The organism is Nocardia sp. NPDC055321, from assembly GCF_053645575.1.
On sequence record NZ_JBSHMS010000010.1, the window covers coordinates 23944 to 45816 of the forward strand.

Sequence of the window (21873 nt, forward strand, 5' to 3'; positions counted from 1 at the left end):
CTACTCGAAAAGACCTCGCCATGAAGCAATTCGGGCAGCTTACCCCGGACCGACCGGACCTATCGCGACTAACCCCGCGATGAGGTGGTTACGCCTCCGCTTGTGCGTAGAGCGGAATTCCGGTGTGGAAGAAACGGATGAGCTGGCCGATGCGAACCGAGTGGTCCATGCAGCGGCCGTAGTGGTGCACCACCATCGCGGCGTCGATGGCCATGGCCGAACCGTGCGCCCAGTCCGGGTCGGCCACCGCCTCGGCGATCTCCGCGCGCAGGCGATCGACGGTCTCGTCCCGCGTCACCAGCACCCGATCGCGCGGCGGATGCTGGGCCGCGATGACACCGACGACCGCGTCGGCGACCACCACCGCACCCCCGGCGACCTCGGTGATCATCGCGATGATCTCCTGCGTGGCAATGGGATTCGGGTACCGCCGCACCGCGACATCGGCGACCCGACTGAGCGCGTTGCCGACGGCGAGCAGATCGTCGGCGATCTGGATCGCGGTGACGACGTGCCGCAGATCCCGGGCCACCGGAGCCTCGAGCGCCAGCAGGATGACCGAACGGTCCTCACACTTGGCGTGTTCGAGCTGTAGCTTCTCCTCGAGCGCGAACACCTCGTAGGCGGCGGTGAGATCGCTACCCGCCAGCGCCGCCGCGGCGCGTTCGGCCGCCTCCCGGGTCAATCGCGCCATATGCGCCAGCTCATCGGTCAACGCCATGAGCTCGATGGAGAATTTCGTCCGCACCCGCATAGTCTGTCCGCCCACAAGCACCCCTGCACACTATCGCGGCAAAACCCGTCCGGCCGAATGCCTCTCGGCCTGTCGCCGACGCGAAAAACCAACCGCCCAGCCTGTTATTCCGGAATTCCGGTGCGTCGCATCGGGCAAACGGGCGTCCCCGCGGTGACACTGAGCCGGTGTCCAACCGACCTCCAGCTTCCGAGCCGAGCGATGCATCCGGGGACCCCGCCGACGAGACCACCGACACCGGGCCGGCGCCGGTGCTCGCGCCGCCGGAGAGCCGCATGCCCGGCTGGCTCCCCCGCGCGATGGTGCTGGCACTGCTGCTGTTCGGGCTGTTCCAGCTCGGGGATTGGGCGGCGCACCGGCTGATCGGCATCGGCATCATGCTGGCGGTGGCCTTCTTCGTCTCCCTGGCCATGGAGCCCGCGGTGGACTCCCTCGCGGGACGCGGGATCAATCGCGGCATCGCGACCGCCGTGGTGTTCGTGCTCGCCCTCGCGTGCACCGTCGGATTCGTGGCGACGGTGGGCATTCTGCTGGTCAAAACCGTGGGCGACGTGGTCCAGGAATTGCCGCGGGTGCTCGAGGAAACGGTGAACTGGGTCAACCGCACTTTTCATCAGGAATTCACCGTCACCGAACTCCGCGACCGGCTCTTCGCGGACTCCGACGTGATCAGCCAGTACGCCGAGCGCGCGGCCGGAAACGCCTGGGGCGTATCCAATACCGTGCTCGGCGGGTTCGCCAAGGTCGTCACGATCGCCCTGTTCAGCGTCTACATGACCGCCGACGGCCCCAAGCTACGGCGTTCGGTGTGCTCGCTGCTGCCCCCGGCGCGCCAGGGCGCGGTCCTGCACGCCTGGGACCTGGCCATCGAGAAGACCGGGGGCTACCTGTACTCCCGCGCCGTGCTCGCGGTGATCTCCGGCGTGGTGCACGGGCTGTTCCTGTGGCTGCTCGGGCTGCCCAACGCCTTCGCGCTGGGCATCTGGTTCGGCGTGGTGGCCTCGTTCGTGCCGACCATCGGCACCTATCTGGCCGGCATCCTGCCGGTACTGGTGGCGCTCACCGTCGATCCCCTCGACGCGGTCTGGCTGATCATCTTCGTGGTGGTCTACCAGTGGATCCAGGACTACGTGCTGCAGCCGCGGATCACCGCGCGCACGGTGGACGTGAATCCGGCGGTGGCGCTGCTCGCGGTCATGGTGGGCGCGGCCCTGCTCGGCGCGGTGGGCGCGCTGCTCGCGATACCGGCGACCGCGACGGTGCAGGCGTTCCTGAGCGAGTACGTCAAACGCTATGCGGTGAACGAGGATCCGCGCATCGAGCGCACCGGCGGCCGTCGCGCCGTGCCGCGCGCGGCGCCCGGCGGCGGCTAGTCAGTCGAACCACTCCGGATCGCCCTCGGCGATCAGCTCGGTCAGCACGGCGGGATCGTGGAACGCGCCGTGCAGCACCGTCCCCAGGCGGCGCAGCGCCGCCACGTCCTGCCCGTAGCCGACGAACATCCCCGCCTCGGGATCGAACTTCACGTGCTCGGCGATCTCGGGCAGCCGATTGCGCACCGCGGACTCGGCCACGCCGGTCCAGCCGTACCCGTTGCCCTCGTACCCCGCCGCCGCGAAGGTCTCCTCCCGCTCCACCATGAAACGGTCCGAGAGCATGAGGCAGTAGTTGCCGGGCCGGTGTTCGTACTCGAACAGGATCAGCGGCGCGTAGGTTTCCCGATCTTCGATCACGCGGCGAACCATATACGCGCCATCCGACAGCCGGCGGACACGCCGGAATCACGAGTGACTCGGGACGCGTGCGGGGAGAACTAGAGTCCGGGAACATGCCGATACCGGACGTCGAACCCGCCGAACCGCAGCCGACCGCGGCGGAAGCCGGGCGCGCCGCGCGCAAGCGGGTGCCGCGATCCGGGCTGGCCGCCTGGGAGCCGGGCCCGGATCGGGCCGACCCGATCGAGATCCTCGAGCGCCAGGCCGCCACCCGGGTGCCCGAACTGGTGCGAATCCGCTACGCGCGCATGGCGGCCGGGCAGTTCCCGTACTACCGGGGCGCGCCCGCCATCATGGCCGCGGACCTGGCTCGGGGGCCGAACACGGGACTGACCGTGCAACTCTGCGGCGATGCCCACCTGTCCAATTTCGGGCTGTTCGCCTCGCCCGAGCGCACACTCGTGTTCGACCTCAACGATTTCGACGAGACCCTGCCCGGCCCGTTCGAATGGGATGTCAAGCGGCTGGCCGCCAGCGTGGTGGTGGCCGCGCGCGCCAACGGCTCCACCGACGCCGAGGCCGCGGCCGGTGCCGACGCGGCCGCCCGGGCGTACCGCGAGGCGATGACCCGGCTGGCCGGAATCGGCGAGACCGAGGTCTGGTACGAGAAGGTCGACGCCGACCGGGTGGCCGCACTGGTCGGGCGCGACGCCCGCAAGGCCACCACCAAGGTCATCGACAAGGCCCGCTCGCGCACCAGCCTGCAGGCCCTGGAGAAGCTGACCGAACCCGGCCCGGACGGCGCACCGTGCATCCGCCACGATCCGCCCCTGATCATGCCGATCTCGACGATCGAAGCCGCGCACGTGGATTCGGTGCTGGGCGACTACCGCGCGAGCCTGCCCGAGGAGCGCCGGGTGCTGCTGGACCGCTACTCGCTCCGTGAGGTCGCCATGAAGGTGGTCGGGGTCGGGAGCGTCGGCACGCGCTGTTTCATCGCGCTGTTCATCGGGCGGACGACCGGGGACCCGCTCTTCCTCCAGGTCAAGCAGGCCGAGGAATCGGTGCTGACACCGCACACGCGCTCCAGCGTCTTCCGGCATCAGGGCCACCGGGTGGTGCACGGCCAGCGCCTGACCCAGACCGCCGGGGACATCTTCCTGGGCTGGGCCACCGGTCCCGACGGCCGCCACTACTACTGGCGGCAGCTGCGCGACATGAAGGGCTCGGCGAGCATCGAGAATATGACCGCACCGGGTCTGCAGCAGTACGCGGCGCTGTGCGGGCACACCCTGGCCCGCGGGCACGCCCGCTCCGGCGACCGGGTCGCGATCGCGTCCTACCTGGGTTCGGGCACCGGATTCGACCGCGCCATCACCGATTTCGCCCTCGCCTACGCCGACCAGACCGCCACCGACTACGCCACCCTGCTGGCCGCCATCGACTCCGGGCGCTTGGACGCGGCCGCGCCCGAACCCGCCTAGCGCACCCGCCGCCCCGGCGGATGCCACCGGTGCGCCGGGGCGGTCCGAATACGCCAAAACCGCTGTCCGCCAACGGCGGCGCGCATCCGCTCACCGCGAAGCGGTAGGGTGCGAGAGGTTTTGCGGTGTGAGGGGTCTGATGGTGCGCGTTGGCGAGGAATTCGCCGGATACCGGATCGAGCGCAAGCTCGGCGGCGGCGGTATGGGGGTGGTGTATCTCGCCCGGCATCCACGGCTGCCCCGATTGGTCGCGATCAAGGTGCTGGCCCGGGAACTGGCCTCGGACAACCAGACCCGGGCCCGCTTCGAGCGGGAGGCCGAACTGGTGGCCCGGCTCGATCATCCCAACATCGTCACCGTGCACGACCGCGGCGTGGCGGACGGGCGGCTGTGGATCGCCATGCAGTACGTCGACGGCGGGGACGCCGCAGCCCTGGACTCGGCCGCGCTCACGCCCCGGGACGCGGTCCGGGTGATCACCGAAACCGCCAAGGCCCTGGACTACGCGCATTCCATGGGTGTCATCCACCGCGACGTGAAACCGGCGAACATTCTGCTCACCCGCGCCACGCCGGAGTGGGAGCAGCGAATCTTGCTGACCGACTTCGGCATCGGGCGGCTGCGTGACGATTCCGCACAGCTGACCCGGACCGGCACGCTGGCCGCGACCATCACCTACGCCTCGCCGGAGCAGCTGTCCGGCGAACCGCTGGACGAGCGCTCGGACCAGTATTCGCTGGCGTGCACGTTCTTCCGGCTGCTGACCGGTGCGACGCCGTTCCAGGCCGAGACCGCCGCCGCGGTGATCGCGGGCCACCTGCACCATCCGCCGCCGCTGGTCACCGATCGCCGCCCCGAACTCCCGGCCGCCCTCGACGAGGTGATCGTGCGCGGTCTGGCCAAGCGGCCCGAGCAGCGGTACGAATCGTGCCGTGAGTTCGCCGAAGCCGCGGCGCAGGCGCTGTCGATGTTCTCCGATTCCGCCGCGCCGCCCATCGTTTTCGGCGACGCCGCGCTGGCGGCGTTCGGGCGGGCGAGCGCCGACACCGTGCTCACGACCGACACCGACACCGCGGACCACGCCACCATGGTGCTCCCGGTGCTGCACGACCTGCCGCCGATCACCCCGGACGAACCGCCCGCCGCCGCACCCCCGCGCCGCGGGCGACGAGTCGCGGCCGGGGTCGGCGGTCTGGTCGCCGCTCTCGCGGCCGGTGCGGGAATTCTCTGGGGTGCACAGGATTCCGAGGCCACGGGTGAGCAGGATCCACCCCCGGCCTCGATCCGCACACCCGCGCCCGTGTATCCAGGCTTCGTCCCGCTCACCCGGATCGACGCACAGGGCCGGCCGGTGGCCGCGCCGGTCTCGGTCCAGGATCCGGCGAACGACGGCAGGCTGCCGTGCGAACCGGTCTCGATCGCGGCGGCGCTGCCGCTCTCGGGCGAGAACGCCGCGCTGGGCCGCACCATCCTGGGCTCGGTGCGACTGGCGGTGGCCGAACTGGTGCGCGGCGGGAACAACACGTGCGCGGTCACCGTGCGCGAGTTCGACACCGCGGGCCAGCAGCGCACGGCCGCGCAGGTGGCGGCGAGCATCGCCCAGGACGAGTCGATCGTGGCGGTGATCGGCCCCGCGCTCTCCGGCGAGGTCATCGCGACCGGCCGGATCTTCGAGGCGGCCGGACTGGCGTTCCTGACCCCGTCCGCGTCCAATCCGGTACTGGCGCAGTCCGGTTGGACCGGCTTCTTCCGCGGCCTGGCCAACGACAACGCCCAGGGCCCGGCGGTGGGCCGGTACCTGGCTGGCACCGCGGGCTACTCCCGGGTGTGTGTGGTTCGGGACAGCGGCGGCGGGTTCGGCGACGAACTCGCCGACATGGTGACCGAGGGCCTGGGCGCGGCCGCGACCTGCGAGGTCGGTCTCACCGAGAAGGCCGAGGACCGGGCGGTGACCGCCATCGCCGCCGCGCGCCCGGACGCGGTCTACTACTCCGGGCACGCGACGGCCGCGGCCGATCTGCTGACCCGCCTCCGGAGAGCCGGTGTCACAGTGCCTTTCATCGTCGGCGACGGCGGCTACGATCCGACGCTGCGCACCTCCGGCGGCACGCCCGCCACCGGGACCCTGGTGGCCTGCCAGTGCGGTCCGGCGACCGAGCGCTTCCGCACCGACTATCGCGCGGCCACCGGAACGGATCCGGCGGCGCACACCGTCGAGGCCTACGACCTCACCGCGATCGTGTTGCGCGGCATCGTGTCCGGCCACACCGCCCGGACCGATCTGCGCCGCTTCCTGCACGACTACACCGGCGACGGCATCGCGCAGACCTACGGCTGGTCCGCCGCGGGCGAACTCATCGAGCCGCGGATCTGGCTGTACCGGATCGATTGACCGGCGGCGCTGTTCGACCTGCGGGTCGTATCAGGCCGGGGCGGCGCCGATGTCGAGCACCATCGCCGTGGTGTTGTCGGTGCCCCCGGCCGCCAGCGCGGCGGACACCAGCGCCTCGGCGGCCTCGGCGGGTGTATTCGGTTCGGCCAGCAGCGCTTTGATGTCGGCCAGTTCGAGACGCTTGGACACCCCGTCGGTGCACAGCAGCAGCCGGCCCAGGCTGGTGCCGGTGGCCGCGGACCCGATGTCCTCCGCGTGCGCGGTGCGCGCGGAGGTGGTCACCAGATGTCCCATCCCGGGCAGCGGCTGATGCCCGCGTGCCCGGAAGTACTCGGCGACAGTGTGATCGGTGGTGATCTGATGCAGGATGCGGCCGTTCCAGCGGTAGGCACGGCAGTCGCCGACCCACGCGATGTCGATGGGGCCGTCGAGGTGTCCCTCGGCGGGCAGCACCGCGACGACGAGCACGCTGTCGGCGGCGGCCTCGGGTAGCTCGCGCAGCAGTTCCTCCTGCGCCGCAAGGATTCCGGCGTGTGCACCGTCGGAGAGAGCGATCCTGGCCGCTGTCCGGGCGACCAGGCGGGCGGCCCGGGCGGCGGCGAGATGGTCGCCGACGCCGTCCGCGACCGCGAACGCGGTGCGGCCCAGCGCGCTGTCCGTCACGGTCGCGAAGGAGTCGGCGTTGAGCTTGCGACCCCCGACCCGGCTCACCGCCGAGCCGCTCACCCGGCCGAGCCGGGCGCCCTCACCCGGTTCGCTGAGCACGACACCGATCTCGACAGCTGCGTTCTGCATGCCCCGACCTCCTGAGCCTTTCCGGTGCCGCATCCATCAGCACTCCCCCATTCAACGGGCCGAAACCGTGCGATGCTCCCGAAAATACCTGTGCGATTGCTGTGGAAAACATATCGTGACCTGCACGTGACCTGAAATTCAGCATGCCGTCCGGGCCACGGTGAAAATCCGGCGGAACGGCAGCCAGGTGGTGCCGTCGGGGTGGCGCGGATAGGCCTCGCTCAGCAGCGGCGCGAGCTGCCGCCGGAACTCGGGCCAGTCCCCGTCGTCGTCGCCGTCGTCCAGCACGGTGCGGACCGGGGTGAGCGCGGTGCCGCTCACCCATTCGAGCACCGGATCCTCGCCCTCGAGTCGCTGCAGATACGTTGTCTCCCAGGCATCGACCGTGCAGCCGGCGGTGGTCAGCAGGGCGGCGTAGCCCTCGGGGTCCAGCACCGCGCGGGGTTCGAGCAGACCGGCCGGGGCCAGCAGTTCCCGCCACTGCTCCCGGCCCGCGAGGTCGCGGATGGCGCGGTGCGAGGGGGCGTCGAAATTGCCCGGCACCTGGAACGCGATCCAGGCTCCCGCCGGTAGCTCCCGCGCCCAGCCCACCAGCAGCTCGCGATGCTCGGGCACCCACTGCAGGACCGCGTTGGACACCACCACGTCGGTGTCCGCGCTCGGCCGCCAGTCCGCCACGTCCCCGATCTTGGCGTCGATCCCGCGCTCGCGGGCCGCGGCGACCATCTCGGGCGAGGAGTCCAGCGCCTCGAGCGTGGCCTCGGGCCAGCGCTGGGCCAGCGTCGCGGTCAGGTTGCCCGGGCCGCAGCCCACATCGACCACCCGGCGCGGGTTTTCGGCCCGCACCCGGGCGAGGAGATCGAAGAACGGCCGTGCGCGATGATCGTCGAAAGCCAGATACTGCTGTGGATCCCACATGGCTGCTCCATCTCTGGTCACCCACCGTGCAAAGAAATCAGGCCGGAGAATCATCGATTCTCCGGCCTGAGCTACGTGGTAGCGGGGACAGGATTTGCACCTGGCCTCTTGGTTGTGAGCCTACGGGAAACTGCCCCGATCGCGTAATCATGTGCCGCCGTGTCCAATCTATGCAGGTCAGAGGCGAGCAGGTCATCTGAATGACCGACAAGGAGGCCACGGCGGCCTCCTTGTGAAGAGCCGAAGATCAGCAGAGGTTGCTGTTGCCGGAGGAACCTGCGATATAGCGAGCAAGCTCGGCCCACGGGGTGTTGGGCGTGGCGCCGTTCGAGGGCCTCCAGCATTGGACTCCGGAGGCGGACTGGAGCATTTGGCTGCCGGTGCTCGAGCCGGCGTCGGCCGTGGCGTTCGCGACCGTGCTCGGTTGCGCCGGTTCGAGGGGGATCTCGGCGGATGCGGGAGCGGCGGTGAAGGCGGCGGCACAGGCGAGGGCGGCGAGTCCGGTTCGAATTGTGCGGTTTTCGATCTGCATGACCGCAGAGAGTATTTCAAACATATTCACTTCAGAATTAGATTCGGGCCCCTACTTTCAGGGGCAAATGTCCTGGCGACGGGACGTGCCCGGCGGCTTGATAGCGGGACCTGTTCGGCCACAATGGATCCCGAGCACACAGCCGGCGCGGCGACGACAATCTAGAGACTGATCGCCCACGCGCCCGGCTCACAACGCGCCGCTTGCGCTCGCAGAACGGGCTCGTTCACACATGCCTGACGGCAACCGAACTCCGCTTGCCTTCACTACCAATCGAACCGAATCGTGGAGGAAGGGTGCTACCGAGCCAACGCGAACGGCTCCGAAACCAGTGGTTTCGGAGCCGTTCTCTCGCGTAGTAGCGGGGACAGGATTTGAACCTGCGACCTCTGGGTTATGAGCCCAGCGAGCTACCGAGCTGCTCCACCCCGCGTCGGTGAATACAACCCTACACAGGGCGAGGCGAAGCAGCCTAATCGTGTGGTCGGAGCGGGTTTTTCGGGCAGTGGGCCGCCCCGGGGAGCCGGTTCGGGCTCAGCCGCGGCGGATGCCGCGGCGGGCCAGGCCCGAGCGGACCGCCGCGAGGCTGGCGTTGAGCTGTTCGGCTATCCGGGCCGTCGACTCGCCGTCCCGATAGAGGGCCACGGCCCGGCTGATCTCGCCGTCGCTGAGCTGACGTCCCGGGTTGGGCCGGCTGTTCGGGGTGTAGATGACCGTCGTGGCGCTCTGCGCGCTCGGCCGCAACGCGGCCACCTCGGTGCGTAGCGCCGCCAGCTCGTTGAGAATCGTTGCCAGGGTGGCGTCTTCGTCCGCGTTCTCCTGCTCGTGCCGTTCGCGGTTCTCGTCCTCGCGCACGTCGTCCGCCGCGCTGACCATGACGGCGAGGAAGAGGTTCAGGACCACGAAGGTGGACAGCAGGATGTAGCAGAGGAAGAAGATCCAGGCGAACGGCTTCTCCGCCATGACTTCCCGGGCGATGTCCGGCCACGCCTCACCGGTCATGATCTGGAACAGCGTCCACATGGAAGTGCCGAGACTGCCGAAGTAGTCGGGGGTCACCCCGCCGAACAGCTTGGTGGCCATGACCGCGGCGACGTAGAGCACCAGCGCCAGCAGGCCGAGGATCGAGCCCATCCCCGGCAGCGCGGCCAGCAGATTCGTCACCACCTTGCGCATGCTCGGCGTGGCCGAGACCAGGCGCAGCGCGCGCAGGATGCGGAAGGCCCGCAGCACCGACAATCCGCCGGAGGAGGGCAGCAGCGCCACACCCACGACGACGAAATCGAAACAGTTCCACGGATCGCGGAAGTAGCCGAACCGGTAGACGTACAACTTCAACAGCATTTCCACGACGAAAATGACCAGCGCCGCGGTGTCGACGAACGAAATGAACCCGCCCGCAAGGGACATCAGCGTCTCGGAGGTCTCCGCCCCGAGCGAGACGGCGTTGACGAGAATTACCGCGACGACGAACTTCTGAAATCGCGGGGAATCAACCAGCTTTCGTGCACGTTCGCGTAGCAAAACAGACCGCCTCCTGTTTCAGCACTATGCAATTGGGTAACACCGGAATTCGAGCGGATCAGCATTGTTTCGGCCGGAATTCTACGATGCCCGGGCGGTCGGCCCCGGCGGATTCGGCGCAATGAGCGGGGCGATACGGACGGGCCGTACTACGGCGCGATGAGGCGCGCGGCCGCGCGCACGGTGGACGCACGGCGATCCGCGACCTCGGGGGCCGCGGCGTCGAGGGCGTGCAGGGCCGAGGTGCGCGCGAGATCGGTGAGCAGGGTGAGCAGCGTCAGCGGGTGGAAGGCGTCGGTGATCAGGCCGGCGCGCTGACCGCGCCGGAGCTCGGCGAGCTTGGGGGCCACGGCGCGCGCGATCGCCGCGTCGGCCTCCGGGATGGCGGTGCGCTCGAGCTCGGCCCAGGTCTGCAGGCGGGCGTTGTCGGGGTGGGCCAGGTAGTGATCGAAGAGCCGCCCGGCGTAGGCGGGCAGATCGCCGGCGTCCAGCGCGGTGACCCGGGAGGTCTCGGTGACCCACTGGTCGGTGACCGCGGCGTACAGCTCGTTCTTGCCCGTGAAGTAGGCGTAGAGGCGGTCCTTGCTGGCCTGGGCGGCCGAAGCGATGCGATTGATCCGGGCGCCGGCGATGCCGTACTCGGCGAATTCGGCCTTGGCGGCGGCGAGAATCCGCTCCCTCGTGGCGTGTCCGGCTGCGCGCATGCCGGAATCCTATCTTGCCGAACCAAACGGTTCGGGTGTAGGGTTCCCGAACTGGATGGTTCGGGAAACTGGAGGCGTCATGGCGGACACGATCGAACGGTGGCGGGAGCTGGCGGCACTGTCCGAGGGGGTGTCGCCCGCCGAGCTGGACGAGCTCTGGGCCGGGCTGGAAACCGTTCGCGCACAGGACATCCTGGGCGAGTGGAAGGGCGCGGCCTTCCGCACCGGCCACCCGCTGTGCCGGGCGCTGGACCGCAGCCGCTGGTACGGCAAGAACTTCCGCTCGCTGGCCGACGCCGAACCGCTCATCTGCCGGGCCGAGGACGGTTCCCTGTTCTCGAACGTGGAGCTCGGCGGCGGCCTGGCCGGGCTGTGGAACGTCGAGTTCCGCGGCGAGGTCACCGCGACCATGGTCTACGACGGGCGCCCGGTGTTCGACCACTTCAAGCGGCTCGACGACCGCACCCTGATGGGCATCATGAACGGCCGCGCCGAACAGGTGCTGGCCGACGGCGAGCACTTCTACTTCCTGCTCGAGCGGGTCTGACCGTGCCCGCCACCACCGCCGCCCTCTCCCGGGACCCGCGCGCCGGATTCCACATCGAACCCGTCCTGGTGGACGAACCGCGGGCGGACGAGATCCTCGTGCGCGTCGAGGCCGCCGGCATATGCCACACCGACCTGGTCTCCCGTGCCGCCGGCAGCGACGAGCGACCGGTGCTGCTCGGGCACGAGGGCGCCGGAACCGTTGCGGCGGTGGGCGCCGGGGTGACGGGGGTGCGACCCGGCGACCGGGTCGTGCTGACCTTCCGGCACTGCGGCGCCTGCCGCAACTGCCGGATCGGCCGCCCGGCCTATTGCGCGCAATCGGTGCGACTCAACCAGTTCGGCGCGCGCCCGGACCGCACACCCCGGGTGACGGCGGCGGGAAAACCGGTGCGGGACGGCTTCTTCGGCCAATCCAGTCTCGCCGGGTACGCGCTGAGCACACCGGACAACACCGTCGTAGTGCCGCCCGCGACCGACCTCACCGTCGCCGCGCCACTGGGCTGCGGATTCCAGACCGGCGCCGGCGCGGTACTCAACGTGCTTCGCCCGGAACCCGATTCGGCGCTGGTGATCTTCGGCGCGGGCGCCGTGGGCCTGGCCGGACTGCTGGCGGCGCGGACCCTGCCGGACACCCGCGTCATCGTCGTCGAGACCACCGCCGAGCGCCGGGCCACGGCCCTCGAACTCGGCGCCGTCGCCGCCCTCGATCCGGCGACGGACGAAGTAGCGGAAGCGATTCGCGACCTCACCGGGGGCGGGGCGACACATGCCCTCGACACCACCGGCAGGCCCGATGTCCTGGCCACCGCGGTGAGCGCGCTCGGGGTCGGCGGGGCGGTGGCCGCGGTCGGGCTCGGCGCGGGCGTTCCGCCGATCGACGTCCGCGATCTGGTCCTGACGGGCAAGTCCGTGCACGGCTGCCTGGAGGGGGATTCGGTTCCCGCCCGGTTCATTCCGGAACTGCTCGCACTGCACGCCGCCGGCAGGCTGCCGCTGGAGCGGCTGGTGCGGCCCTACCCGCACACCGACATCGACCGCGCCCTGGCCGACCAGCGCGCCGGTCACGTCGTCAAACCGGTGCTCACCTGGGAGTAGGTCAGGGCTTGCGGCCGACGGCGCAGTAGCACGACACCTTGCGGTCGAAGGTCGGGGAGATGTCCATGGTCTGCGCCAGCCCCCAGCGATGCGGGGGCACCACGCCCGGTTCGACGAGTTCCAGGTCGGCGAACCAGGATTCGAGCTCGGCGTGGGTGCGGACCTGGGCGGGCAGTTTGCGGATCCGGTAGACCTCCTGCGCGGCCTCGACCTGTTCGGGCGCGAAATCCGCGGTGATGGTGCAGATGACCAGGAACGAACCGGGCGCCAGCGCGTCCATGAAGGTTCGGACTATGCGGTGGATGTCGTCCTCGACGAAATGCAGCAGCGCGATCATGCTGACGCCGACCGGCTCGGACATATCGAACATCTCGACGAGTTCCGGTGCGCGCAGTATGGATTCGGGATCGGTCACGTCGCCGTGGATGTACGTGGTCGCGCCGGATTCACCGTCCGCCATCAGTGCGCGGGCGTGCGCCAGCACCAGGCGGTCGTTGTCGACGTAGACCACCCGGGCGTCCGGGGTCGTCTCCTGGGCGATCTGGTGCAGATTGGGTTCGGTGGGGATGCCGGTCCCGATATCGAGGAACTGCCGGATGCCGGCCTCGGCCAGGAATCGCGTACTGCGGTGCATGAACTGGCGGTTCACCCGGGCCGCGATGCGGATGTCCGGCCACACCTTCAGGATTTCCTGGGCGGCACGCCGGTCGGCTTCGTAGTTGTCCTTGCCGCCGAGAAAGTAGTCGTAGACGCGCGAGGTGTGCGGCACCTCCAGCGAGAACTCCCCATTCATTTCCCAGCACCGTTCAATCGACCGATCGAGCGCAAACCCTTGGCACAGGCTAGTCGGCGCAGCGGTCCAACCGTGAGGTTTCGTGCCCGGGACTTTGCTCGCAATATTCGCCGGGTAACGGGGTATGACGTCACCGTACCGAGCCGCACCCGCCGGCAGTATTCGACAGTTCCGGAAGAGGACCCATGCGACGCCACCTGATCGCCGCCTGCGTGTGCGCGGCGGCCCTGACGATTCCGGCCTGCGATTACGTCGGCGGCGACAACGGCGCGACACCGTCCGCGCTGTCGACGAGTCCGGGCGAGGCCGCCCTGACCACCTCGAAAAACCTTTTGCCGCCGGAGAATACGCGATCGGTCTCGGTGCCCTCGGGTATCGCGCCCGCCGTGCTGCGCCGCGAGACCTGCGAGAAGTTCGCCGAACGGTTCGAGACGATTCGCCGCGACTCCGGTCAGGCGGGCGTCGATCGGGCCGTCGCGCAGGCGCTGGACGAGTTTCCCGGAACCCCCGACTGGCAGGTCTTCACCGAGGAGCAGCGCCAGGCCGCCCTCGATGGCGTGCGGGACGCCGGGGCCGACACATGCGAGTGACGCGCGTAACCGCCCGCCCAGTTAATAGCTACGACATGTAACAGATACCATCTGGTTCGTGGCCAAATTGAAGGTTTCCGTAGATGTCCCGATCCCGCCCGATCAGGCCTGGGCGCACGCCTCCGACCTGGCCGAACTGGACAAGTGGCTGACCCTGCACGAGGGTTGGCGCGGACCGGTGCCCGAGGGGCTGACCCCCGGAACCAAGCTCGTCGGCGTCGCGACCGTCAAGGGTTTCCGCAATCGCGTCACCTGGACGGTGAAGACCGCCGAACCGCCGAACCGGCTGGTCCTGACCGGTGCGGGCATCGGCGGCACCAAATTCGGGATCGAGCTGAGCGTCAAGCCCTCTCGTACCGGGTCGGACGTGACCGCCAATTTCGAACTCGGTGGCGCGCCGCTGTTCGGGCCGATCGGCTCGGCCGTGGCGCGGGCCCTGCGCGGGGACGTGGAACGGTCCCTGGACAAGTTCGTCGAGCTCTACGGGCGCTAGGAATCCCGGGTGCGTCCGCCCCGCGGCGAGCGTATCGCCGCGGGGCGGACTCACCTCTCAGCCCTGCCGCTGCCGGGCCGCGGATCGGTTCAGCTTCGCGAACGCCTGCCGCAGCTGGATGATTCGGATGCTGCCCGCCACCGCCATCACCAGCAGACCCGCCACCGCCGCCACCAGGATCGCCACGCCGATCGGCAGGGTGAAGTGCCAGCCGAGGAAGCCCAGGCGCACGCTCTCGGTGTTCTGCACGACGAAGATCAGCAGGGCGACACCGAACAGGCCGCCGGCGGTCAGGCCCACCCAGACGCTGCCCGCGCGCGTGCGGCGCATGCGGGGTTGCGGGGGTTCGGGTTTCGGCTCGACGGCCGCCGGCGGCGCGGGCGGCTGCGTAGGCGGCGCCTGAGGTGGCTGCGCCGCCTGCGGCTCGTGCGGTGGCTGCTGCGGCGCGCCCGGCCTCGACACCACGGGGATGTCCCGTGTCGGCCGGTCGGGCGGAACGCTCTGTTCTCCGGGTTTCACAATGACCTCCTCCGGTCTCTCGCGACCGGCGGGTTCGCATGCGTCCCAGCGCCGGTCCGACATTGAGGAAATGCCCGAATATCGGCCGGTGAATCGGCCCGCGTGCAGCGTGGGTCGCCGGTGCCCGGCACGCGAGTCGGCTGAACGGCTACTTCGCCGCCGCACGAAACCGCCGGGCCGCCGGCGGTTCCCGGCGGGAGCACATCGTGAGACTCGCCTCCCGAGCAGCGTGTGCCACCGCGGTTTAGGCGACACCCACCGGCGTCGCCTCGTTGCGTGAGACATCCTTCGGAGCCGCGGAGTTCAGGACCTCGCGCAGCGTGCGGGCCTCGGCGGCGAGGCGGGTGGTCCCGCGACGGTCGGCCAGGGGGTGCAGGGCCGGGTAGTCGGCGGTGGCGCCGCAGCGGCGGGCGCAGTCGGCGGCGACCGCGAGCACGTCGGCGAGGCCGTTGGTGCCGCCCTCCCCGAGCAGGACGGGCAGGAAGGCGTCGATGATCGGCCAGGCGCGGTGCGGGCCCAGCGCCGACACCGCTTCGCGCAGTGAACCCGCCAGGCGCTTGTTGGGCGTCTCGGGCCGCAGGCACTTGACCAGCAGGTGTGGTTGCAGCTCGCCGGCGGCGACCAGGCTGACCAGGGCGTCGACGCCCGCGGTCCGGTACCGCGCGTCGTCGCCACCGAGCGCGCGCATGACCTGATCGTGCACGGCCTTACCCTTCTGCCCGGGCAGCTCCGCCAGCAGCAGCACGACGTAGGGCACGCTCGAATCCCAGAAGTCCCAGCGGGCGAGCACTTCCGGGTCGGGGTACTCGATGGCGGCGATGGCCAGGAAATCCCACCTGCGCTTGGGACCGCGGCGCGCGGCGCGCAGCGGCTCCGGGAGGTCGGCGGGCGGCTGCCCGCCCAGGACCGACGCCAGCTCGAGGGCCTCGGGCGTGCCGAGCGCCGTGGCCGCGGCGTGGGTCGCCGCGTCGGCGCCGGGCGCGACGCGCACCAGGGCCTGTGCGAATTCGATGGGGCCGGGCCGGATTCCGGCGGCGTGGAACAGGCGCAGGCGCTCGAGCAACTCGGCGGCGTCGAGTTGCCCGTTGTCGTAGGTCGGGGTGGCGAGCGCGCACGGCGGCAGCGGCGCTTTCGACAGCACGATCTCGGCCCATTCGGCCATGCGCGCGCCCAGCACGGTGGCTCGCCGATCCAGCGACGGCCGGTAGGTGATGATGCCCAGCGCGACGGCCGCCGCGGTGAGTGGCCCCCACGGTTGCTGACCCCACCAGTTGCGCTGTCGCGGTGCGGATTCGATCGATCGCACGGTGCTCAGATCGGGGTCCAGCGCCGGGCGCAGGGCGGCGTCCAGGCCCGCGGGGTCGGCGTGCGCGAAGCGGACCAGGCCGTCGAAGAATCGTTCCCCGCCCCGGGCGTCGTCGCGCGAACGGGCGGAGAGCCAGCGGTAGACATCGGCCAGTTCGTCCGGGGTGGTGGGGATGTCGGCCAGCGGTGCGGGCGCGGGCGGGGGCGGCAGTTCGAAGGACTCCTCGATCTCCGGCTCCGGCGCGATGGCGAGGTCCATCCGGGTCTCGTTATCCGCCTTCGGCAGATAGCGGGTCACCAGTTTCTCGGCTCGGGTGCGGAGCGTGGCATCGTCGATGGTGGCGGCCAGCTCGGCCCACAGCCGCACGGCCGCGGAGATGTGCTCGGGTTCGGCGCGCACGATACGCTCGAGCCAGCTCAGTTGCGCGCGAACGAGTTTCTTCTCGGGCCTGGACAGCACTTCGCCGGAGAGCGCGACGGCGTCGGCGGAGGAGTACAGCCCCGCGCCGTGCAGGGCGATCAGCACGCCCTGGGCGTGCCCAGCCACGGTCGAATGGCTCTCCACCAGCAGCCGCGAATAGGTCTCGGCGCGGCTCGCGCATTCGGCGGGCTCGGCGGCCAGCCCGGCGAGCACGCTCAACCGGCTCGCGGTGTCGGTGGTGCGGCCGTCGGCGCGCAGCAGGGCGTTGAGGGCACAGGTGTGCAACTCCTCGCGATCGACGATGCCTTCGCGGGAGAACGTGTTCAGCACGTGCGGCCAGGATTCCGCGGGCCGATCCGGGTCGCTCATCAGATACAGGTCGTTGACCTCCACCAGCCGGCGCGCCAGCACGGGCAGGAACGGATCCGAGCGCAACCGGTCGATCAGTCTCGGCTCCGCCGACAGCTGATGCTCGCGCCAGCGCGGGGGCACCTGTTCGCGGTCCGAGCGCGCGACCCAGGCGGAGACGAAGGCGTCCGTGGTGGGCACCGGTGCGCCCGAGGTCCGCACCAGGTGCACGATGAGCGGGAAGTAGGGCAGGCCGCGCCAGCCGTCCTCGCGCCCGGCGGCGAGCCGCGCGGCCAGGTCGGCGCGCCAGTCGTTGTCGCGTCCACCGGCCTCGAGGCAGGCCAGCAGCAATTCGGGCCGGGTGCCGACATGCCGGGTCACGCCGGTGGACAACCACTGTGCCACGGCGGTGGGCGTCGACAGCGCGCCCAGACCCCACAGTTGCACCGCCGCATGGGATTCCGACTCCGCCTCCCACCAGCTCCGCCGGGGCAGCTTCGACCGTGCGCTCTTCAGCTCCGGGGACAGCGCTCGGCGTTCGGCCTCGGACATGGCCGCCAGCAGCACGGGAATGTGGGCGGGACGCGTGCGCGACAGGCGCTCGGCGTCGAAGATCTCGGTCATCAATACCCTTGGGAAGTAAGCGATTCGGCTATCGGAGCGCGGCGAGCGCGGAGTTGCGGGTGATGCGAACGGCCAGCGCGTGCCGGCACGGGCCGCGCCCGCCGCCGGTTTCGGCCCACCAGTCGCAGGTGCACCGGAAGGTGCCGTCGGCGGCCAGCCGGACCCGGTGGACGAAGCCGCCGGAGAGGACATCGGCCATCTCGCCGGCTTCGAGCCGCACCGCCCCGGCGGCGACCAGTTCGCGCGCCGCCTTCAATCGCGGGTTGTGGCGTTCGACTCGTCCTGCGGCATAGGGCAATTCGCGGTGGTAGTGCGCGGCCTCGGCGAGATCGTAGCCGATGCGGCCGTCGACGCCGAGCCGGGTGAGAGCGGCCCGGACCCGATCCACGGACAGGCCCGATTGCGCGGCGAGCGCGGCCGTCTCGATCCGGGGATCCCAGGCCAGCAGGACCGACAGCAGTTCGGCGTCCGCCTCGGTCTCGGGATCGGCGAGAGCGCTCAATACCGTTCCCTCACCGGAGAATCCGCGCCCGGTCTCGGGTGAGAGCGTGAGCGTCAGGCGCATGCCCGGCAGCGCGATCTCCCACGCCGACGCCGCCAGCCCGCCGTCCGAGGCCGCGTCCGGGCCGTACAGTCGCAGCGAATCGGCATGGCGCAGTACCCGATGCAGGGTGGACAGCCGTTGCGGGCCGGGCAGGCAGACCGCGCCCGGCACCGGGCGCGAGGTCAGGCGCAGCCGCCCGCCGGCGGCCACCACCCACTGCCCGCCGCGCGCGGCGGTGCCGCCCGAGCGCGGCAGCGTCCGCAGAAAGCGTGTCGCCTCGGTGGCCGAGATCTCGGCGCGCAGCGTGAATCCAGCGGCGATGACCTGGGTTTCGGCGAATCCGCGCAGCCAGCGATCGGGCAGCGGGACCTTCTTCTCCACCACGCGATCACCGAGCGTGGCCACCGCCAGCTCCTGCGGACCGACGGTGAGATGCAGCGGATCGCCCGCGGTGACGCCGTTGAGCGCGTCTCGCAGCGGGGTGTTCACGTCCACATTCGTTGTCCCGTGGCCGATGTCGCCGTCGAGTCCGGCGTCGAGCACGTCGAGGCGGGCGTGCACCCCGCAGCAGGCCGAGAACGATTCGAACCGCAGCCGATCGCCGTTACCGGTCACCACCGGGTCCAGCAGCGACGATCCGGTCCGGCGCGGATCGTAGTACCGCGCCGCGGCCACGTCGGCGACAGCGAGCAGGCCCGCCGCCGCGAGCTCGGGGCGGGCCAGGAACCCTTGGAAGAACGTGGGATTCGCGACCTCGCCGGCGGGCGTGCGACCCCCGCTGGTCTGCAGGCCGAGCAGATCCTGCCCACCCGAACGATCGAGGCCCGACGGGCGGAGGTAGGTGAGCGAATGCGTCGCTGTCGAACTCATGCGACGCACGGTAGAGCGGGGTACCGACAGCGAATCGCGCGCGTCAGGCCACGGGGGCGGCGGCCACTCCCCGCGTGGCGGTCGTCCGGCGGCGGGCGGCGGCGAGCCGCTTGCCGATCACGCCCTGTCGCGGCGCGAACAGGTAGACGAGCGTGAAGACCGCGCCCTGCACGACAACGATCATCGCGCCGGAGGCGGTGTCCAGGTGATAGCTCAGGTACAGGCCGGTCACCGCGCAGAGGGCCGAGACCGTGGGCGCGATCAGCAGCATGCGGCCGAAGCGATCGGTGAGCAGGTACGCCGTGGCCCCGGGAATGATGAGCATCGCGACCACCAGAATCACCCCGACCGCCTGCAGCGCCAATACCGCCGTGAGAGCGAGCAATCCGAGCAGCGCGGTACCGATCAGCTTGGGGTGCAGGCCGATCGCGTGCGCGTGGGTGGGATCGAAGGCGTAGAGGGTGAAGTCGCGGCGCTTCAGGTACAGCGCGGCCGCCACGATGACCGCGAGCACCGCAACCTGGATCAGTTCCGCCCGGCTCACGCCCAGCAGATTGCCGAAGATGATGTGGTTCAGGTCGGTTTGGCTCGGCGTCACCGAGATCAGCACCAGGCCCGAGGCGAACAGGGTGGAGAACACGATGCCGATGGCGGCGTCCTCCTTGACCCGGCTGGTGCTGCGCACCACGCCGATCAGGGCGACAGCCAGGAAGCCGAAGATGATCGCGCCGACGGCGAAGGGCGCGCCGACGATGTAGGCCAGCACCACGCCGGGCAGCACCGCGTGCGAGACCGCGTCACCCATGAGCGACCAGCCGATCAGCACCAGCCAGCAGGACAGCATGCCGCACACCACGGCGGTGATCACGCTGGTGAGCAGGGCGCGGGTCATGAACTCGTAACCCAGTGGGTCCAGCAAGATTTCGGACAGGCTCATCTCAGCCCGCCTTCGGCAGCACGTCGCGGGCGGGCAGATCGCGCTCGGGCACGTCGCGGTCGAGCACGTCCATGCCGAAGGCCAGCGCCAGGTTCTCCGGGCGCAGCACCTCGCGCGGATCACCGTGCGCCAGCACCCGCCGGTTGAGCAGGATCGCCTCGTCGGCGAGACCGGGCAGCGCGTGCAGATCGTGGGTGGAGATGAGCACGGTGACCCCGTCCGCGGCGAGTTCGCGCAGCAGGGTCGTGATGGTCGCCTCGGACCGCTTGTCGACCCCGGCGAAGGGCTCGTCCAGCAGCAGCACCGTCGCACCCTGGGCGATTCCGCGCGCGACGAAGGCGCGCTTGCGCTGTCCGCCGGACAGCTGGCCGATCTGCCTGCCCGCCAGGTCCGTCAGTTCGACCCGTTCCAGCGCGTGCGCGACGGCCTCCCGATCCGCGCGCCGGGGTCTGCGGGTGAAGCCCATGTGGCCGTAGCGGCCGGTCATCACCACGTCACCGACCGAGAGCGGGAAGCTCCAGTCCACGTCCTCGCTCTGCGGAACATAGCCCAGGACACCGGATTTGCGCGCGGCCGCCGGGGCGCCGCCGTTGATCAGCACGGTGCCGCGATCGGGGCGGACGAGTCCCATGATGGATTTGAAGAGCGTCGACTTGCCCGAGCCGTTCATGCCGACGAGTCCGCAGATCCGGCCGCTGCCCACGGTGACGGTGACGCCGTCCAGGGCGAGCAGGTCGCCGTAGTGCACGCTGACGTCCGCGACGTCGATCGCCGCGTTCATGACGCGCGCCCGGTCAGTGCGGTGCTGATGGTGGCCGCGTCGTGGCGGATGAGATCGAGGTAGGTGGGCACGGGACCATCACTCTCCGAGAGGGAATCGACGTAGAGGGTGCCGCCGAACTTGGCGCCGGTCGCCTCCACCACCCGCTGCATGGGCGCGTCGGAGACGGTCGATTCGCAGAACACCGCGGGCACCCTGTTGGCGCGTACGAAGTCGATGGCCGAGGTGATTTGCTGCGGGGTCGCCTGCTGCTCGGCGTTGACCGCCCAGATGTACTTCTCGGTCAGCCCGGCGTCGCGGGCGAGATAGGAGAAGGCGCCTTCACAGGTGACCAGCGCCCGTTCGTTGGCGGGCAGCCCGGACAGGGTGCCGACCAGATCGGTGTGCACCTGCTGCAGCTTCGCCTTGTAGGCGTCGGCGTTGGCGCGGAAATCGGCGGCGTGCGCCGGCGCGAGCTTCTCGAACGCGCGAACCATGTTGTCCACGTAGATCTGCACGTTCAGCGGCGACATCCACGCGTGCGGGTTCGGCTTGCCCCGGTAGGCGTCCTCCCCGATCGCGATGGGCGTCACCCCGTCGGTGACCACCACGTGGTCGACCTTCACATCGGTGACGAACTGCCCGAACCACGCCTCGAGGTTCAGCCCGTTGTCGATGATCAGATCAGCCTTGGACGCCTTGCGGATATCCCCCGGCGTCGGCTCGTACCCGTGGATCTCGGCCCCGACCTTGGTGATCGACTCCACCGCCAGGTGCTCCCCCGCGACATTGCGCGCGATATCGGCCAGCACGGTGAACGTGGTGAGCACGGTGGGCTTGCCGTCCCGATCCGCACCGCCGCCGCACGCGGTGAGCGCGAGCGCGACCGCGCACACACCGCCGATCGATATCAGCGCGCGCAACGGCGAGCGCCCCGAGCGCAAGAGCCAGACCTTCATCACCTGAATATAAAGTTCGGTTCCCCTAACTTTCAAGACCGGGCGTTCGAATAACAGCTGGATCACAGTCCGAACATGCGCGTCGACCGGGCTTTCACCGGTCCGATCCACCCCTTTGTCGCCCATCCTCGTATGCGTTGCTGGATATTCGCCAGAACTCCCGAGGGCCGGTTCGAATATCGAGAAGCGCCCCGAAATCGGGCAGGTTGCGCGGGTCGGTACCGACCCGGGAACACGGCGCGGATCGC

At 70.1% G+C, this 21873-nt stretch carries 21 protein-coding genes and 1 tRNA gene; 7 read left to right on the forward strand and 15 right to left on the reverse strand.

The window, feature by feature from the left end; genetic code table 11:
* Window positions 1–88: 88 nt before the first annotated feature.
* Window positions 89–748: a PhoU domain-containing protein gene (locus ACWIGI_RS17490; RefSeq protein WP_454203434.1), complete on the reverse strand. Its 660-nt coding sequence runs from the start codon at window positions 746–748 to the stop codon at window positions 89–91.
* A gap of 173 nt (window positions 749–921) precedes the next feature.
* Here ACWIGI_RS17490 and ACWIGI_RS17495 point away from each other — a divergent pair, with 173 nt between their 5' ends.
* The gene (locus ACWIGI_RS17495) at window positions 922–2127 is read left to right on the forward strand and encodes an AI-2E family transporter (protein WP_454203435.1); all 1206 of its coding nucleotides are present in this window, start codon (window positions 922–924) and stop codon (window positions 2125–2127) included.
* Here the strand turns inward: ACWIGI_RS17495 and ACWIGI_RS17500 are convergent, their stop codons facing one another.
* Window positions 2128–2487 (reverse strand): immunity 51 family protein, encoded by a 360-nt coding sequence (locus ACWIGI_RS17500; RefSeq protein WP_454203436.1) that lies wholly within the window; start codon window positions 2485–2487, stop codon window positions 2128–2130. It lies immediately after the preceding gene.
* 95 nt (window positions 2488–2582) lie between these two features.
* Between ACWIGI_RS17500 and ACWIGI_RS17505 the strand changes: the two genes are divergently transcribed.
* Window positions 2583–3953, forward strand: coding sequence for a DUF2252 domain-containing protein (locus ACWIGI_RS17505; RefSeq protein WP_454203437.1), 1371 nt, complete (start codon window positions 2583–2585; stop codon window positions 3951–3953).
* 127 nt (window positions 3954–4080) lie between these two features.
* Entirely contained in the window at window positions 4081–6345 is a 2265-nt protein-coding gene (locus ACWIGI_RS17510; RefSeq protein ID WP_454203438.1) for a bifunctional serine/threonine-protein kinase/ABC transporter substrate-binding protein, read from the forward strand.
* Between the two features lie 30 nt (window positions 6346–6375).
* Here ACWIGI_RS17510 and ACWIGI_RS17515 read toward each other — a convergent pair whose 3' ends face one another.
* The 6 genes from ACWIGI_RS17515 to ACWIGI_RS17540 all read right to left on the reverse strand — a co-directional run bounded on the left by ACWIGI_RS17515 (window position 6376) and on the right by ACWIGI_RS17540 (window position 10818).
* Window positions 6376–7140 carry a PP2C family protein-serine/threonine phosphatase gene (locus ACWIGI_RS17515; RefSeq protein WP_454203439.1) on the reverse strand — a complete coding sequence of 255 codons (765 nt, stop codon included), beginning with the start codon at window positions 7138–7140 and terminating at the stop codon, window positions 6376–6378.
* Between the two features lie 138 nt (window positions 7141–7278).
* Complete coding sequence (locus ACWIGI_RS17520; RefSeq protein ID WP_454203440.1) at window positions 7279–8058, reverse strand: trans-aconitate 2-methyltransferase; 780 nt, start codon at window positions 8056–8058, stop codon at window positions 7279–7281.
* A gap of 247 nt (window positions 8059–8305) precedes the next feature.
* Window positions 8306–8590 (reverse strand): hypothetical protein, encoded by a 285-nt coding sequence (locus tag ACWIGI_RS17525; RefSeq protein ID WP_454203441.1) that lies wholly within the window; start codon window positions 8588–8590, stop codon window positions 8306–8308.
* Between the two features lie 359 nt (window positions 8591–8949).
* Window positions 8950–9023, reverse strand: a tRNA-Met gene (locus ACWIGI_RS17530).
* 101 nt (window positions 9024–9124) lie between these two features.
* Window positions 9125–10114: an ion transporter gene (locus ACWIGI_RS17535; protein WP_454203442.1), complete on the reverse strand. Its 990-nt coding sequence runs from the start codon at window positions 10112–10114 to the stop codon at window positions 9125–9127.
* A 149-nt stretch (window positions 10115–10263) separates the two neighbouring features.
* Complete coding sequence (locus ACWIGI_RS17540; protein ID WP_454203443.1) at window positions 10264–10818, reverse strand: TetR family transcriptional regulator; 555 nt, start codon at window positions 10816–10818, stop codon at window positions 10264–10266.
* Window positions 10819–10897: 79 nt separating this feature from the next.
* On the opposite strand from ACWIGI_RS17540, the gene ACWIGI_RS17545 reads away from it, so the two are divergent.
* Together ACWIGI_RS17545 and ACWIGI_RS17550 are read left to right on the forward strand one after the other, a co-directional pair.
* Window positions 10898–11365 carry a DUF4334 domain-containing protein gene (locus tag ACWIGI_RS17545; protein WP_454203444.1) on the forward strand — a complete coding sequence of 156 codons (468 nt, stop codon included), beginning with the start codon at window positions 10898–10900 and terminating at the stop codon, window positions 11363–11365.
* A 2-nt stretch (window positions 11366–11367) separates the two neighbouring features.
* Window positions 11368–12462: an NAD(P)-dependent alcohol dehydrogenase gene (locus tag ACWIGI_RS17550; protein WP_454203445.1), complete on the forward strand. Its 1095-nt coding sequence runs from the start codon at window positions 11368–11370 to the stop codon at window positions 12460–12462.
* Window position 12463: 1 nt separating this feature from the next.
* On the opposite strand, the gene ACWIGI_RS17555 is transcribed toward ACWIGI_RS17550, so the two are convergent.
* The gene (locus ACWIGI_RS17555; RefSeq protein ID WP_454203446.1) at window positions 12464–13255 is read right to left on the reverse strand and encodes an SAM-dependent methyltransferase; all 792 of its coding nucleotides are present in this window, start codon (window positions 13253–13255) and stop codon (window positions 12464–12466) included.
* Window positions 13256–13440: 185 nt separating this feature from the next.
* On the opposite strand from ACWIGI_RS17555, the gene ACWIGI_RS17560 reads away from it, so the two are divergent.
* Both ACWIGI_RS17560 and ACWIGI_RS17565 read left to right on the forward strand, forming a co-directional pair.
* Window positions 13441–13845, forward strand: a complete 405-nt coding sequence (locus tag ACWIGI_RS17560; RefSeq protein WP_454203447.1) for a hypothetical protein — start codon at window positions 13441–13443, stop codon at window positions 13843–13845.
* Between the two features lie 58 nt (window positions 13846–13903).
* On the forward strand, window positions 13904–14338 hold the full coding sequence (locus ACWIGI_RS17565) for a type II toxin-antitoxin system Rv0910 family toxin (protein ID WP_379001917.1): 435 nt from the start codon (window positions 13904–13906) through the stop codon (window positions 14336–14338).
* Between the two features lie 57 nt (window positions 14339–14395).
* Here ACWIGI_RS17565 and ACWIGI_RS17570 read toward each other — a convergent pair whose 3' ends face one another.
* From ACWIGI_RS17570 to ACWIGI_RS17595, 6 genes are all read right to left on the reverse strand, one after another.
* Window positions 14396–14857 (reverse strand): LapA family protein, encoded by a 462-nt coding sequence (locus ACWIGI_RS17570; RefSeq protein ID WP_454203448.1) that lies wholly within the window; start codon window positions 14855–14857, stop codon window positions 14396–14398.
* 244 nt (window positions 14858–15101) lie between these two features.
* Window positions 15102–17555 (reverse strand): hypothetical protein, encoded by a 2454-nt coding sequence (locus ACWIGI_RS17575; RefSeq protein WP_454203449.1) that lies wholly within the window; start codon window positions 17553–17555, stop codon window positions 15102–15104.
* Window positions 17556–17583: 28 nt separating this feature from the next.
* Window positions 17584–18969, reverse strand: a complete 1386-nt coding sequence (locus tag ACWIGI_RS17580) for an SWIM zinc finger family protein (RefSeq protein ID WP_454203450.1) — start codon at window positions 18967–18969, stop codon at window positions 17584–17586.
* Window positions 18970–19012: 43 nt separating this feature from the next.
* Window positions 19013–19906, reverse strand: coding sequence for a metal ABC transporter permease (locus tag ACWIGI_RS17585; protein ID WP_454203451.1), 894 nt, complete (start codon window positions 19904–19906; stop codon window positions 19013–19015).
* Window position 19907: 1 nt separating this feature from the next.
* Window positions 19908–20687, reverse strand: coding sequence for a metal ABC transporter ATP-binding protein (locus ACWIGI_RS17590; protein WP_454203452.1), 780 nt, complete (start codon window positions 20685–20687; stop codon window positions 19908–19910).
* A complete protein-coding gene (locus ACWIGI_RS17595; RefSeq protein ID WP_454203453.1) occupies window positions 20684–21625 on the reverse strand; it encodes a metal ABC transporter substrate-binding protein in 942 nt (313 codons plus the stop codon). Before ACWIGI_RS17595 ends, ACWIGI_RS17590 begins: the two co-directional genes overlap by 4 nt.
* Window positions 21626–21873: the final 248 nt, after the last annotated feature.